The following is a 14,462-nucleotide window of genomic DNA, read 5'->3' on the forward strand; positions in this document are numbered from 1 at the left end:
TTTCCTTTGGAAAACTTCTCCCTCATTGGCTGCATTTACTTGTCTCAGAGACTATTAGAATATGATAGAGTGAGAGGGAGGAGTGGTAGAAGTATGAAAGAATTACAACAGAAAATAGCAGATTATATTCGCTTCGGTCAAGTTCTTCTTGCACTAGCCACATTTTTAATGATTGGTTTATTGATTCCGAATGGAGGAAGAGAAACTGTGCAATCCTTTGCAATGATGGGTGTTATTGTTTTGTTTCTAGGACTGTCATTTTTCTTTTTCAAGCGTGTTAAAGCGCTGCGTGACAAGTTAGAGGAGAACGAATATGAATCAAATTAATAGATGAAACGCTATGAAAAGAGAGTATCTTTTTGTAGCGTTTTTTTGTATAAGTAAAATTTTGCAGAAAATGTATGTGTTTAATATTGACAATGATAATTGTTATCAATTAAAGTAGAATGGTAGTTAATGATTATCATTATCAATTAGAGGTGAAGAAATGAAAAAATATATAGCGCTGTTTACAGCGATTTGTTCTATTTTTTTCTTACTGATTGGTTGCGGTACAAAGGAAAACGAAAAAGCGTCCGCAACAAAAACAGACAAAGACAAAAAACAAATCGAAATTACAGACTTCTCAGACAGAAAAGTAACATTTGATAAAGCACCAAAAAGTTTTGCCACATTGAGTGTTGGTGATATGGATATAATTCATGCATTAGGTGGTGAAATTATTGGTCGCCCAGATACGAAGTTACCACTTTCAGATGAATTAAAGAAAGCACAAGTAATTGGGAATGCGCATCAACCAAACTTTGAGCAAATTGCTAGCTTAAAGCCAGATCTTCTTGTAGCAAATAACGGATTTCAAAAAAGTATCCCAACGGTTGAGGGGCAAGGTACAAAAGTAATGATTTCCTCTGCAAACTCCGTAAAAGATATTCAGAAGAGTATTAACATATATGGAACGCTAATGCAGAAAGAAGATAAAGCAAAAGAATTAAATCAAAAAATAAATGATCAAATGAAAAAATATGAGAAAAAGAGCAATGTAAAAGCATTGTTAGTTTACGGAGCACCAGGTACATATTTAGCAGCATTACCAAATTCTTTATCAGGTGATATTTTAGAAAAAATAGGTGGTAAGAACATTGCTACTGAGTTTCCTAAAATGAAAGAATATCCGCAGTACGCACAATTAAGCGTAGAACGTATTATTGAAGCGAATCCAGATGTGATCTTCTTAATTACACACGGCGACCCTGAAGGTGTAAAAAAAGCATTTGAAGGGGAAATGATGAAAAATGAAGCATGGAAAAATTTAGAGGCAGTGAAACAAAACCGCGTGGTTATTTTACCGCCTCATTTATTCGGTTCAAATCCTGGAACGAAAGTAACGGAAGCAATGGACTTTATGTATAAAAGTATACAAGATGTAAGGAAATGATGAACATGCAGAGTGATGCAGTAGTAAAAGAAAAGGTACATCCTTTTGCAAAGAAAAGATGGGTCTTGACGGTTAGTTTAACTTCATTAACCGCCCTTGCCTTTTTTTATGGACTTGTTGCAGGGAGTTTATCCTTTTCATTACAGGACATTGCAGGAGGTATACAAGATGAAAATTCGACAGTACACCGAATTGTGTGGGATCTTCGAATACCACGTGTACTCGTTGGATTTATTGTAGGAACATGCTTAGCCGCCTCGGGATCTTTATTGCAAGGGGTTATGCGAAACCCCCTTGCTGATCCTGGGGTTATCGGGGTTTCATCAGGAGCAGGGCTCGTTGCAATCGTTATTATGATTTTATTTCCACAACATATGGCATTTCTTCCGCTAGGAGCATTTTTAGGAGCGTTCATTACAGCGATGGTGATTTACGCTTTATCATGGCAAAAAGGAGCACCTCCATCTCGAATTGTGTTAGTCGGTGTTTCGATAAATGCGCTAATTGGTGCCGCAACTTCAGCGTTAATGTTACTCCATAGCGATAAAGTACAATCTGTATTACCGTGGCTCGCAGGTGGAATTGGCGGTGTAAGTTGGGCGCATTTTCATATGATTATTTATTATGCAATCTTCGCTATTATTTTAGCTTTCATTGGTATTAAACACATTCGCGTGCTTATGCTTGGAGATGAAATGGCAAAGTTACTTGGACACAATGTAGAACGTAGTCGTTTTTTCTTAATCGTAGTAAGCACACTATTAGCTGGAATTGCGGTAAGTGTTTCTGGACTTATTGGGTTTGTGGGATTAGTAGTTCCTCACATGTTACGTTTGTTAGTCGGAAATGATTATCGGTATTTATTACCGTTATCTTGTTTAGGCGGTGGGGTGTTACTTGTTTTTGCAGATGCAATTGCGAGAAGTTGGTTTGATCCAATTGAATTACCTGTTGGAATATTACTCTCCTTCTTGGGGGGGCCATTCTTCTTATACTTAATTCAGAGAGGAGGAAAACAACGTGCTTTCCGTTAAAGAGGTGTGTTATGCACATTCAGAGAGGTTCCAACTTCAAAAACTGAATGTACATATTAAAGCGAGTGAAATTGTTAGTTTAATTGGGCCCAATGGATCAGGGAAGTCGACATTATTGCGTCTAATAGCAAGATTACTGGCCCCTGGTACGGGCGAAATTATTTTGGATGGAAAAAATATTCATAGTATGAAAAGTGCAGATGTTGCAAAGAATTTGGCGATGTTGCCACAAATGCAGGACAACCAGTTAGATTTAACAGTCAAAGAATTAGTGGAGTTTGGCAGACAACCTCATAGGTCATGGAATAGCCGTTTAGATAAAGAGGATGAGGAGATTGTTACTTGGGCGCTATCTGTTACAAAACTAGCAGGATATGAATACCGGCTTTTGCAGTCTTTATCAGGTGGGGAAAGACAGCGTGCTTGGATTGCGATGACACTTGCGCAGCGCACGAATGTTTTATTATTAGATGAACCAACAACTTTTTTGGATATTGTCCATCAATTAGAAGTAATGGAGTTAGTCAAACGATTGAATGAAGAATTTGGTATGACGATTATAATGGTTCTTCATGATATTAATCAAGCGGCTCAATATAGTGATCGTTTACTTGTTTTAAAACAAGGAGAAATCCAATATGATGGGGTGCCAGAATGTGTATTATGCCACCAAATGTTTCAGCAAGTCTTTGGAATTGAGGTCGACATTTTTCAAGGAAGTGAGAAACCATTTTTTACACCAAAACGAATTTGTGACAAGGGAGGAGAACGATGCAAACAGAAAAACGTATTGACACTGAATTAGTAAGAGAATTTGTTATGGCAGCTCATGGGGATTTGAATAGGATTCAGGAACTTTTAGTAGAATATCCTAGTTTGCTTCATGCTTCTTATAATTGGGGCGGGGCAGATTGGGAAAGTGCATTAGGAGCAGCTGCACATGTAGGTCGCAGAGATATTGCGTTTTATTTATTAGAAAAAGGAGCACGTATGGATATCTTTGCTGCAGCAATGCTTGGAGAACTTGAAATTGTTCAAGCTATTTTAGTCGCACAACCAGAAGCGCTATGCGCAGCAGGGCCGCATGGTATTCCCCTTATCCAGCATGCAAGAATGGGCGGAGAAGAAGCACAAAGTGTTTTTGAATACTTAACAGCTCTTACATAAATGATTACAAATGCTTCTTATGTGCGGTAAACCTTCTACTTGGAAGATTGGAAGGTTTACCGCCCGTTAGAACGGGATAAATACCTAGTATATAACTGAAAATCCTACACCCCCCTCAGAGTTGTAGTTTTCTTTATACTAGTTATGATATGGATGCAGTAGACAGATTTTTGTCTACTGTCTTTTTTATTCACAAAACAAATCCCTTATAAAATGAAAGAAATGGTGCTCTAAAAACCTTTCATTTCGAATTTTTCCATATTGTATGTTAGCTCGTTTATAATAGATGTAAAAGTTACCATATATTGTACATTCTAAAATATATGTAGACAAAGGGGGCTAGGGGATATGTTCCATACAGATCGTTTACAATTTCGTAAATATACAATGAACGATTTAGAGTTTTACGCTTCTTTATGGGGAAACGAGAAAGTGATGCGCTATATTGGGAACGGAACGCCAAAAACATACGTGCAGTGTAAAAAAAGTCTGGAAAACTGGGTTCTTCCTAGTTATAAAAACGGTTTAGGCTTATTTTTAATGATTGAAAAGGATACAGGTACACCAATTGGTCATGCAGGTCTTGTACGGCAACAAGTAGAGGAAAAAGAAGAAATTGAGATTGGCTATTGGCTACTTCCAGAGTATTGGGGAAAAGAATATGGAAAGGAAGCAGCAACAGCGTTTCGAGACTACGGCTTTCAGGCATTAGGGTTAAATAAGCTCATTTCTCTTATTAATCCAGATCATCCTGCTTCTATTTTTGTTGCTAGAAAAACAGGACTCAGTTATGAAAAAACGGTATCATTTCATGGGATAGATGTTCTTGTATATGCAATCAAAAGAGCAGGATAAAAATTTCTCCCTCTTTTTAAAAGGTAATGCTTAAATCTTAAAGAATAATATATAACAATAAAAGGGGGGATGGGATTGTATATTTATCATAACGGACTTATTATTCGAGAAGGAACGACAGGTGTACCAGCTTATGCAATTAAAAGTTTATTTGAAGATGCAGGCTGGAGTAACAATAGCATTCCATCATGGCAAATTGAAAAATTTACGATAGCATTTGAAAACTCTACATGGGCTTTTACAGTTTGGGATGATGAAGAGATGATTGCGATGGTTCGCGTTATTTCCGATCAGATCATGGCTGCCAATATTATGGATTTAGTTGTGAAATGTGAATATAGGGGGAAAGGTTTAGGAAAGAAACTCGTTTCACTTTGTATGCAAAAACTACCTCATGGAGATTGGTTTGCTCATACTTCTGCTAATAATTTTGATTTTTATCGCAGTTGCGGCTTTGAGGTGCGGGATTTATCTCAAAGTGGGACATGTGCTTATTATGGTTATAACGAAGCAAAAAAAGAGGGACATCGATAGCTTCATTAGATAATAGAAAGAATGTAGAAAAGATTGCTAAGCGATAGAATCGGTGTATCGTAATCAAAAAGGAAAAAAGGTATTAATAGGATCAAGTTATGGGGTTATACGAGAATAATACAAAAAGCTTGTTTTCAAAAATGAAAAACAGGCTTTTTGTATTGTCTTTTAATATACACGCTTTCGATTTTCAGCATGGCTGGAGATAAGTAATAGTGCAGCCTCATCACCAATATTACGTACAATATGTGGTACGCATGCGCTCCAGGAAAAAGAATCTCCTTCTTCGACAATTGCGATATCTTCTCCATGCTGCACTTCTAATTTCCCGCGTAAAACAAGATGGCATTCTTCACCTTCATGAGCGTTTGGTGTGTTTTCTTTTGGGAAACCAATAGGAATTTCTACTAAAGATAAGCGAAGACCACCTTGTTCAGCGACATGTTCAATCTTCTGTTCATCTTTTCCATACACACTGTATTTTCGTTCTTCTTTTTTTACAATTTTCATGCGATCTTTTTGCTCAAGTAATAAGTAAGGAAGAGGGACATTTAAAAAATTAGAAATTGTTTCTAAAGTTGAGATAGATGGAGAGGTTTTGTTATTCTCGACTTGACTCATAAAACCTTTAGAAAGCCCTGTTCCTTCGCAAATTTGAGCGATCGTTATGCCTCTGCGTTGACGAATTTCACGTATTGCAGAACCGATATTCATACGAATCAAGCTCCTTTTTGTAGACAACTATTTGTATCATAGCAAATATTTTTCATTTTTTCTCAAGAAAAATGAATTGACGAATAAAAAAATTTATTGTATGTTTTGTAATGTGAATAAAAGTTATATATAACAAAACTATAAAGGAGAGAATAAAATGAATCAACATATTGGTAATTTAATTATTCGTATCGTATTAGGGGTAACATTTTTTATGCATGGTTTGGCAAAGTTCCAATCAGGCATTGATAATATTGCAGGATGGTTTACAAGTATTGGTTTACCCGGAGCTCTTGCATACGGCGTAGCGACAGTAGAATTAGTTGGTGGTCTATTATTGATTATCGGTTTAGGTGTACGTTATATTGGATTATTATTTGCACTTATTTTAGTGGGAGCAATTGTAAAAGTAAAATGGTCTGCTGGTTTACTAGGAGATGGAAAGAATCCAGGGTACGAATTAGATCTTGCATTATTAGCAATGGGCCTTTATTTATTTGTTGCCAAGGCTGAAGGTTTTGTAGATAATTTCTTAAAAGCAACTGTATTCAAAAAAGACTAATCGAAATGGGGGCATAACAATATGAGCTTTCAACTTCATCCCAATACAACACTCGGTGCGGTTCATTTATATGTATCGAACTTACAACAGTCTATAGCATTTTATACGGATGTATTACGACTGAAAGTGATAAAAGAAGAAGAGAAGATTGCTACACTTGGCAATGAAAGTAATGAACCACTTCTTATAATAGAGGAGAAAGAAAATGCTCTTCCAAAACAAAGAAGTCGCACTGGTTTATATCACTTTGCAATCTTACTACCAAGTAGACAAGATTTGGCAAATGTTCTTCGTCACCTTGTGAAGAAAGTATATCCGTTACACGGTGGGGCAGATCATTACTTTAGCGAAGCGATTTATTTAGCTGACCCAGATGGAAATGGAATCGAAATTTATCAAGATCGTCAAAGAGAAGTATGGCGCGATGAAAAGGGAGAGCTTCCGTTTGTTAGTAACCCATTAGATGGTGAAGGATTATTACAACAAGGAAATGAGTGGAATGGATTTCCAAGCGGAACAGTAATGGGACATATCCATTTACATGTTGCTGATTTAGAAGAAGCAAAACGCTTTTATGTAGATGGGCTTGGATTTGAAGTGACGATTCCAGCTCGAAACGGTGCATTATTTGTTTCAGCAGGTGGTTATCATCATCATGTTGGTTTAAATACATGGCAAGGTGAAGGTGTGCCGCCCCAAATGCCAAATTCTGTCGGCTTGAAATATTTCACAATTGTACTAGCAGATGAAAAAGAAAAAGAGAAAGTATGTGAAAGCTTAAAATATATTGGCACGGTTGCGACGTACAAAGATGGAATATTGCAAGTAGAAGATCCGTTTGGTCACTGTATTCACTTCATTACAAAAAGAGAAGCCTAATCAAGGCTTCTCTTTTTTACTTTCTTATAATTGCTTTTTCATTTTGTAAAAAAAGCTCATTAAACTGTCTCGCGAGCTCAAAATCAAGTTTAGTTAAACCTTTTGCGTTCCATGATGACAAAGTAATAATGACTGCTTTATACTGAATAAGGATAAATGGATGATGATTATGTTCTTCTGATAGTTTGGCGGCTTCAGAGACAAATTCGACACCCTTTAAGTAGTCGGAAAACATATATTTTCTTTCAATCCATTTTTCATCTTTCACTGTCCATTTATCTAACTTTGTTAATTCTTCTTGTACTTCTTCATCTGTTAGGCGTTGCATTCTTTTTCACATCCTTTATTGGGAGTAGGGCAAGACCATTGTTAATCAAGCGCTGTACAGATTCGTTTTCTGTAAAGGTAGAGAGCTGCTCTAGTAATGCGGTAGATGCTTGGTGTCCTTTGTTATGCTCTAAAAGTAATTCTAAAATTTCAAGACGAAGTAACCATTCCTTTGTATAGAACTTATTTAGTACCTCTTGAATGGCTCCTAATTGCTCTACGTGTGAATCTTGTAACACGCCTTCATTTCGAATGTCACGAACTGTTTGATACATACGATCAAGCTCTGTTAATGTAAGTGGTGCTGATGTTTCTTCTACTTCCTCATCTACCGGGAAGAATGCAGCTGCATCTGCTGCGCCTGGGAATACAGAAGAGATTTTTGCCCCAACTGCCATGTCAAACGCTCCCCATGAAGCATCAAATAATAGACGATCTTTGTAAACCACTGTGCAATCTGTAAATGAAATAAGAGCGATTCTCTCATTGTTTTTCACAATATCCTTTACTGTTCCTTTTACATGAACACCGCTGGCAAAGGATAGTTCCGCACGATTACCGATGATAATGCCTAGTGATTGTAACTCCTCATCAGTGCGATCTTCGAGTGAGATATTGCCTTCCAATAAACCAACTGGCGTACCAAAGCCATCTTGATGTACAGCTGTAGAATGCCCCTGCAATTGTTTATTGTTTAGCGCTAATGCTGTCGGTGTATTTGTTTTCATGTAAATGACTTCACCAACATCATTTTGAATCATCTCCGCAAATGTACCTGTAATTTGTAATCCACTACTTAGCTCAGCAGTTGCGTTGTTTTCAGAACGAATTGCTTTTTCTAATCCTTCTGCACCACCGGTTTTGAAAGCCATTGTTTCAGAAAATTTCTCAAGTGCTTCTGTTAACTCTTCAAATGAATCGCATACAAATAGCTGAGGCTGCATTTTTGTAACATCATATGTTGTTTTTGTGCAAGCTTCAATTGAGAATGGAACTTTTTCTACGGCGTCTGTTAAGCAATACTTACTTTCACCAACAGAAGAAAGCAGGCCAGCTCCGTAGATTTTAGGGTTGTCTACATCTCCAATTAAACCGTACTCGACTGTCCACCAGAAAAGACGAGAAATTTGTTCTGCTTCTGATAAACCAGAAACAAGTTTTTGCTTTTCGACAACTGCTTTTTCAGCCGCTACAACTTCTTCTGGTGTAGAGGTTGGACTTTCTTTTACAATTGTTAATGTGCGTACAGCTTCAAAAGCATCATGCTCTTCTTTCGTTGAAAATGCTTTTGCTCCAATTTGTCCAAATCGTTTTACATACTTTGCATATGTAGGGTCAAGTAAAATCGGTGCATGTCCAGCTGCTTCATGAACAATATCAGGCGCTGGTGTATATTCAATGTTTTCCACTTTACGAATATCTGTTGCGATTGGTAATAAACCATAACCTTGGAAATCAAAGAATGCTACACCAGGAATTAGTCCATCAATCGTTACAGCTCCCCAACCGCTCGGTGCTAAGCACTCATTCATTTCTTCCACCTTTGGAATTGCATCTATATTAATACCGGATGATTGAAGTCCGTTCACATAGGCTGGATGAGCAACATCTTTTAAAAAGTTATGGTTTTGTCTCATAATGTAACGCCACACAGCGTGATTAACTGGTGTGTACTGATCGTAATGCTGCGTAGATACAAATGGTTTTAAATGTGATGGAATTTCTGTTTTCTTTGTCATTAGATACATCCTCCTTTTTTATCTGCAAAAACTGTTACGGTTACTTTTGTGTATATCACCCCCCTTTCAAAATTTGTAAGCGCTTATAAAATTTTATCATAAGATTCGGAATTATTTAACATTTGTTTTCGTGAGAAATAGAAAAAGCCCTCATCGAAAAGCTCGATAAGGGCGAAAAAATAACGGTACCACCTTATTTGTAAGTGGGAATTTTCTTTCTTTTCAGTTACTTTACTTCTAAATCAACATTTAATTCTGATTTATTTCCAGCAGCATCCGTTGCCACAATGTGAATTGTATTTTTTCCTTGCTGTAATTGAGCGCGGTCAAAATAAATGCCAAAGTTCTTTTCCCAAGCGTTCACAAATGCAAGTTCCCATGTTCCATTTCCATTGATTTCATACTGCATTGTAACAGGAAGCCCAGGAGCAATCCAGCCTGACTCTGTCATCCAATCTAGTAATATATCGTCGACTTTTCCTTTTGCAGCGTTTCAGCATGTGTACTCAATGCGCCAAAGCTGGAAAAAACGAGTGCCATACTTAGTAATGCAGATGTAGTTTTTTTCATTGAAACTCTCCCTAATAAAATGTGCCAACCCTCTCAAAATGTATCGATAATCCTCTCGTATTGATTTGTGCAAAACAACATGAATGTTGGCTACATCATAAATTTGACATAATACCACAAAGTCATCTGAAAATTATAAATGTTTTTATAGTTTTTTGTTATGAAAAATGTGAAAATATAGGTTGTTTTGTTGAGTTTTTAGGGATTTTGTATATAGCAGACTAAATGTGAGGGATGCTATGAAAAAGGAAAAGAGGTGAGATTACATCGTGAAAAAAATGATGGCTAGTTGCTCTATAGCTGTAATTCTATTTTTTCTTATGATATCAGTTAGTAGTGCAGAGAGTAGAGCGGTTCAAGTTGCTTTCATTCGTAACCATAATCTTTGGATAAAAATCGATGGAAAAGAAAAACAAATAACAAAAGGAGAGTACATAACAAAACCTAAATGGTCATACGATGGAAAATGGATTGCATACGGAAAAGGAGAAGAACAAAATCGGCTTGAATTGTACCGCGTCACGGATGGAAAAAAAGTTGTTCCGTCTCAGACAGAAGCAACGAATTATCAATGGTCGCCGGTAAAAAATATAATTGCATTTGAATTTACAGGTACATTAAATACATTCGATGTAGAAAAGAAGGATGCAACGTTTGAAAATGTATCATCAGGTGTGGGGGACTATGCATGGTATCCGGATGGAAAGAGATTTCTTGTTTCATCTGAGGCTCAGTTGCTTCCGACGGGCTGGACAGGAGCGCAACTATACGAAGTACAAAAGGATGCTGGAATGAATCCAAATAAAATGAAGCATCTGTATTCATTACCGAGTATGCAGGAGGATTTCTTAGCTTATGTTGCAAGTGATTTCAAATGGTCTCCAAATCAAAAGTGGATTGCTTTTTTAGCTGTACCAACTGCTTCGTGGTCAGCAGATAGTAATACGCTTTGTCTTTTGAAAGCGAATGGAAGTCATTTTAAAAAGGTAAATCAAATGTTATTAAACAGTGGGTGGATACAATGGGCGCCATCGAAAAATATATTAGCCTATATTGAAGGAAGTGGAAGATTTGCGTTAGAAAATAAACATTTAAAAGTAAAGGAATTACCTGCTCTTCAACAAGAAAAATTTACTCCGAAAGGATATGTCGATTGGGATTTTACATGGCATAGTAATGAAGTTATTACACTTTCAAGAGCAAGAGAAATGGAGTGGGAAAACGAAGAAGAAAAAAGATCATTACCTTCTTTATACCAAGTAAATATTCAAACAAATCGGCAACGTCAAATTACAACTCCTCCAAAAAAATATGGAGATTACAATCCAGTTTATATAAAAAGTGAAAATCAACTGACATGGGTGCGCTCTAATCGTAAAAAGGCAGATATGTGGTTGGCGAATGGGGATGGATCAAAAGTGAAGAAGTGGATTGAAAATATAGATGTTCCCCAGCCATATTATGAAAAGTGGAATTGGGAGGATGTTATTTCCGTAAAAGAGGATTAAACAAAGCCACCTAAAATATACTTTTTAGGTGGCTTTATTTAGAATGTGTACCGATTATTTGTGCGTTTTATTTGGTTTCTTTTTTCCAGGGTTTCCATTCCCTTGACGTTTTCTGTTTTGCTCGTCTTTCGCTTGTTTTTCGTGTATTGTGTCTAAAAAATCATTTGAGTTACTCATTGATGAATCCTCCTGTAGGTTTCGTTGTATCTCTTTTACTATATCCATTTAGGAAGGAATCATAAGCTGAAAGTTAAAAGGTTGTATGATTTTGTATAGTTTTTTCGGCTTGCATACATTTTTGAATCCATGCTAATTCGTATCGGGAAACTGATAAAATACGTGTATGTAAATGCCCAATGTGAAAAATGTGCTTTGCAGTACACCATTCTACACATAATTTGTACAGTTCGTAATGCAAAGGATCTTCGTCCCAATAAACAGGAATTTGTTTTATATTAGCTAACCAATACATATATGCACGAGTATGACCGTCAGTAAAGATATTTTTATCGTCTAATTGCTTAACGGGTAATGGTGAATTTGTCACTGTTTGCAAGGCTGAAAAGGATTGCTGTAATGGTATGATTTTCACTTCATTTAAAAATAATTGACTGGGTTGAATTTCAGATAAATCGAGTAAGAAAGACTTCATTTTGTATCACTCTACTTTTCGTTTGTTCAAGCACTCATTTTTCTTCGGTAATATAAATAATAAATTCCATACATTAGGAAGAGAATAGGTAAAATTTGTAATTCTACATTCTCTTGTAAAATTTTTACGAAAGGATCTGGCAAGTAAGGTGATTTTTGTCCTCCCTCTAAACCTAATAATTTATTGAAGAGACTAATGATGCAAAACAGAAACACGCCTGACCAACTCGCTACAATCGCTTTATATTTAATTTCTTTTTCACGCTCATCATTTTTCATCCAAGGTGCGGAATTTTTATCGCTTGTAAAGAAACCATTTATGTATCCCCATATTATCATACCGATAAAATAAATTACCCAATTCATAATTTGTAAGTTCCCTCTTTAAAGATAAAACTGTAAAAAGTATTTTACATAAATCACCATAATAATTTCAAATTGATATGTCAAAACTTTTTTACAGGATATCTGGAAGGAATTAGGGAGGAGATGTAGAAGATTAGAGACTATGCAAAAGCAATAGCAAAAAAAATCATATATTTTCATTTTTTATGGGAGGATTGAAACTATGAAACTTATATTTATAAGACATGGTGAGGGTACACATACAAAAGATTTACCAAAAAGTTTGCAAATAGAAAATCCTCCTTTGACAACAGAAGGTGAAAAACAAGCGTTGTTACTTCGAAGTAGTTTACCACTAACAGAAAATGATGTATTAATAGCAAGCCCCACATTTCGCACATTACAAACTGCAGCAATATGGAGCTCGCAAGTAATTTGCCGTAAAATAACTCATCCATATATTTCTCCTCGTATTTTTCCTTATCGTGAAGGAGCAAGAACATTACCATGTGACAGGTTGTTAGATACAAAGGTAATTCAAGAGTTATTTCCTAGTTTTTCTTTAAGAGAAAGTACAAACGATATGTTATGTAATCAGGGGATAAATACGATTTCAGATAAGGAATTTCAGAATAGAGCAGATGAATTTATCAATTGGTGTTATACATTAAAGGCTGAAAGGATCTGCATCGTTTCCCATGATGGAACAATTACAGCATATAGACAATATTTACAAAAGCAGAGATTAACAAGAGAGGATTTTTTAGAAGAAACAGGTGTGTATGAAATAAACTTATGAATGGAGGTTTTTTGTTTGAATATTGCGTTAGTAGTTGGCGATAATTCAGATTTAGAAGCACAATCGCTGCGAGCGACGCTTGGGTATTTTGGAGCAAGAGTTATTACATATTGGATTGGTCGACCTCGGGATTTGATGGATGTTCTTTCAGGGAAAAGTTTGTATGAAGATATAGATTATATTATTTTTTGCTTTCATGGTGAAGAAGGGGAATTTGTAATAGAAGAATTAGGAGAAGATGTCTATGAGAAAGATGAACCGAGAGGAAACTTTGGTGTAACTGAAATTAAACAATATGCAAAATTGCATAATAAATATATTATCAATAACGGCTGTACTTTAGGTGATCCAAAACTTGTAGAAGCATTTTTAAATAGTGGTGTAAAAACTTATATAGGTTCAACCGATTATGTGGATGGAAATGCGGCACTTATGTTGACAATACGCATATTTTATGAGGTTATCAATCATCAAAAAACAATAGATGATGCATTTCAAGTTGCAAAATCATTAGATAACGAGACACTTACATTTGAATTATATAAATAATAAAACGTGTTTATCCGAATATAGGATAAATACGTTTCACATTTACCACACAATTCTTTCACACTTTCTTAATGAAAATCATTATCAATTATGTTATGATATTTTCAAGTTTTTACAGGGAAACAAAGTAACTATATAAATATTAGTTTTTGACATGAAATGAAAATTTCACAAATTATTCATAATTAACATTTTAAAAATAAGTAACTAATGTTATGATAATACCTGTAACCAACTTAATTACATCTTTAGGAGGAAGATATGGCTATTCAATTTTTAAGAGAGAACAAAGCAGTTTCTTTTGTGTTAGCGGTTATCCGTGTTTATCTTGGATACACATGGCTAATGGCTGGAATCGGTAAACTACAGGGAAAAGGGTTTGACGCAACGGGATACTTACAAGGGGCTATTGAAAAATCAAAAGGAGCACAACCAGCGGTGCAGTCTTGGTGGGCATCATTTTTACAAGACTTTGCAATTCCGAATGTGGATCTATTCAACACACTTGTAACATGGGGAGAAATTCTAGTTGGAATTGGTTTAATTGTAGGTTGTTTAACAAAAACAGCTGTCTTTTTTGGCCTTGTAATGAACTTTTCCTATATGTTTAGTGGGTCTCTAGGTGTAAATCCACAAATGGTTATTTTATCTATGTTCGTTTTAGTTGCTGGCATGAATGCTGGAAAAATTGGACTTGATGGCTGGGTTGTACCTAAACTATTAGGCTCAAAAACTCAAAAAGGGCAGAAGCAAGCTGCTTAATATATGAAACGGGTATCTCAAAGGTGAGATAC

19 protein-coding genes and 1 pseudogene are annotated in these 14,462 nt (G+C 35.9%); 13 read left to right on the top strand and 7 right to left on the bottom strand.

The window, feature by feature from the left end; all coding sequences use genetic code 11:
* Positions 1–93: 93 nt before the first annotated feature.
* From AC1M36_RS06285 to AC1M36_RS06315, 7 genes are all read left to right on the top strand, one after another.
* The gene (locus AC1M36_RS06285) at positions 94–327 is read left to right on the top strand and encodes a YrhC family protein (protein ID WP_336450181.1); all 234 of its coding nucleotides are present in this window, start codon (positions 94–96) and stop codon (positions 325–327) included.
* Between the two features lie 160 nt (positions 328–487).
* Positions 488–1,435, top strand: coding sequence for a helical backbone metal receptor (locus tag AC1M36_RS06290; RefSeq protein ID WP_479845658.1), 948 nt, complete (start codon positions 488–490; stop codon positions 1,433–1,435).
* Between the two features lie 5 nt (positions 1,436–1,440).
* Positions 1,441–2,469 (top strand): FecCD family ABC transporter permease, encoded by a 1,029-nt coding sequence (locus AC1M36_RS06295; RefSeq protein WP_336450621.1) that lies wholly within the window; start codon positions 1,441–1,443, stop codon positions 2,467–2,469.
* Complete coding sequence (locus AC1M36_RS06300) at positions 2,456–3,274, top strand: ABC transporter ATP-binding protein (protein WP_336450179.1); 819 nt, start codon at positions 2,456–2,458, stop codon at positions 3,272–3,274. Before AC1M36_RS06295 ends, AC1M36_RS06300 begins: the two co-directional genes overlap by 14 nt.
* Positions 3,241–3,636: an ankyrin repeat domain-containing protein gene (locus tag AC1M36_RS06305; protein ID WP_479845659.1), complete on the top strand. Its 396-nt coding sequence runs from the start codon at positions 3,241–3,243 to the stop codon at positions 3,634–3,636. The genes AC1M36_RS06300 and AC1M36_RS06305 overlap by 34 nt, the downstream gene beginning before the upstream one ends.
* A 348-nt stretch (positions 3,637–3,984) precedes the next feature.
* Positions 3,985–4,491, top strand: coding sequence for a GNAT family N-acetyltransferase (locus AC1M36_RS06310; RefSeq protein WP_336450177.1), 507 nt, complete (start codon positions 3,985–3,987; stop codon positions 4,489–4,491).
* Positions 4,492–4,566: 75 nt separating this feature from the next.
* Positions 4,567–5,025, top strand: a complete 459-nt coding sequence (locus AC1M36_RS06315) for a GNAT family N-acetyltransferase (RefSeq protein WP_336450176.1) — start codon at positions 4,567–4,569, stop codon at positions 5,023–5,025.
* 168 nt (positions 5,026–5,193) lie between these two features.
* Here the strand turns inward: AC1M36_RS06315 and AC1M36_RS06320 are convergent, their stop codons facing one another.
* Entirely contained in the window at positions 5,194–5,739 is a 546-nt protein-coding gene (locus tag AC1M36_RS06320) for a helix-turn-helix domain-containing protein (RefSeq protein ID WP_174098927.1), read from the bottom strand.
* A gap of 157 nt (positions 5,740–5,896) precedes the next feature.
* On the opposite strand from AC1M36_RS06320, the gene AC1M36_RS06325 reads away from it, so the two are divergent.
* Both AC1M36_RS06325 and AC1M36_RS06330 read left to right on the top strand, forming a co-directional pair.
* The gene (locus AC1M36_RS06325) at positions 5,897–6,301 is read left to right on the top strand and encodes a DoxX family protein (RefSeq protein WP_174098928.1); all 405 of its coding nucleotides are present in this window, start codon (positions 5,897–5,899) and stop codon (positions 6,299–6,301) included.
* A gap of 21 nt (positions 6,302–6,322) precedes the next feature.
* The gene (locus AC1M36_RS06330) at positions 6,323–7,180 is read left to right on the top strand and encodes a VOC family protein (RefSeq protein ID WP_336450175.1); all 858 of its coding nucleotides are present in this window, start codon (positions 6,323–6,325) and stop codon (positions 7,178–7,180) included.
* Between the two features lie 16 nt (positions 7,181–7,196).
* Here the strand turns inward: AC1M36_RS06330 and AC1M36_RS06335 are convergent, their stop codons facing one another.
* From AC1M36_RS06335 to AC1M36_RS06345, 3 genes and pseudogenes are all read right to left on the bottom strand, one after another.
* On the bottom strand, positions 7,197–7,508 hold the full coding sequence (locus AC1M36_RS06335) for a 4a-hydroxytetrahydrobiopterin dehydratase (RefSeq protein ID WP_277818426.1): 312 nt from the start codon (positions 7,506–7,508) through the stop codon (positions 7,197–7,199).
* Entirely contained in the window at positions 7,489–9,246 is a 1,758-nt protein-coding gene (locus AC1M36_RS06340) for an aromatic amino acid hydroxylase (protein ID WP_336450174.1), read from the bottom strand. Before AC1M36_RS06340 ends, AC1M36_RS06335 begins: the two co-directional genes overlap by 20 nt.
* A 226-nt stretch (positions 9,247–9,472) precedes the next feature.
* Positions 9,473–9,730 (bottom strand): annotated as a pseudogene (locus AC1M36_RS06345) (Ig-like domain-containing protein); the annotation flags it as partial.
* A 406-nt stretch (positions 9,731–10,136) separates the two neighbouring features.
* Here AC1M36_RS06345 and AC1M36_RS06350 point away from each other — a divergent pair.
* On the top strand, positions 10,137–11,324 hold the full coding sequence (locus tag AC1M36_RS06350) for a TolB family protein (protein WP_420792323.1): 1,188 nt from the start codon (positions 10,137–10,139) through the stop codon (positions 11,322–11,324).
* Positions 11,325–11,378: 54 nt separating this feature from the next.
* Here AC1M36_RS06350 and AC1M36_RS06355 read toward each other — a convergent pair whose 3' ends face one another.
* The 3 genes from AC1M36_RS06355 to AC1M36_RS06365 form a co-directional block, all read right to left on the bottom strand.
* The gene (locus AC1M36_RS06355) at positions 11,379–11,501 is read right to left on the bottom strand and encodes a DUF4023 domain-containing protein (RefSeq protein WP_003200562.1); all 123 of its coding nucleotides are present in this window, start codon (positions 11,499–11,501) and stop codon (positions 11,379–11,381) included.
* A 73-nt stretch (positions 11,502–11,574) separates the two neighbouring features.
* Positions 11,575–11,976: a hypothetical protein gene (locus AC1M36_RS06360; RefSeq protein WP_336450172.1), complete on the bottom strand. Its 402-nt coding sequence runs from the start codon at positions 11,974–11,976 to the stop codon at positions 11,575–11,577.
* Between the two features lie 26 nt (positions 11,977–12,002).
* Positions 12,003–12,341, bottom strand: a complete 339-nt coding sequence (locus tag AC1M36_RS06365) for a phosphoglycerate mutase (RefSeq protein ID WP_336450171.1) — start codon at positions 12,339–12,341, stop codon at positions 12,003–12,005.
* Positions 12,342–12,543: 202 nt separating this feature from the next.
* Here AC1M36_RS06365 and AC1M36_RS06370 point away from each other — a divergent pair, with 202 nt between their 5' ends.
* The 3 genes from AC1M36_RS06370 to AC1M36_RS06380 all read left to right on the top strand — a co-directional run bounded on the left by AC1M36_RS06370 (position 12,544) and on the right by AC1M36_RS06380 (position 14,430).
* Positions 12,544–13,119, top strand: a complete 576-nt coding sequence (locus AC1M36_RS06370; protein ID WP_336450170.1) for a histidine phosphatase family protein — start codon at positions 12,544–12,546, stop codon at positions 13,117–13,119.
* Positions 13,120–13,668 carry a delta-aminolevulinic acid dehydratase gene (locus tag AC1M36_RS06375; protein WP_479845660.1) on the top strand — a complete coding sequence of 183 codons (549 nt, stop codon included), beginning with the start codon at positions 13,120–13,122 and terminating at the stop codon, positions 13,666–13,668.
* A gap of 261 nt (positions 13,669–13,929) precedes the next feature.
* Positions 13,930–14,430 carry a DoxX family protein gene (locus AC1M36_RS06380; protein ID WP_336450168.1) on the top strand — a complete coding sequence of 167 codons (501 nt, stop codon included), beginning with the start codon at positions 13,930–13,932 and terminating at the stop codon, positions 14,428–14,430.
* The last annotated feature ends 32 nt before the right edge of the window (positions 14,431–14,462 follow it).

The organism is Bacillus sp. Medicinal_06, from assembly GCF_056711665.1.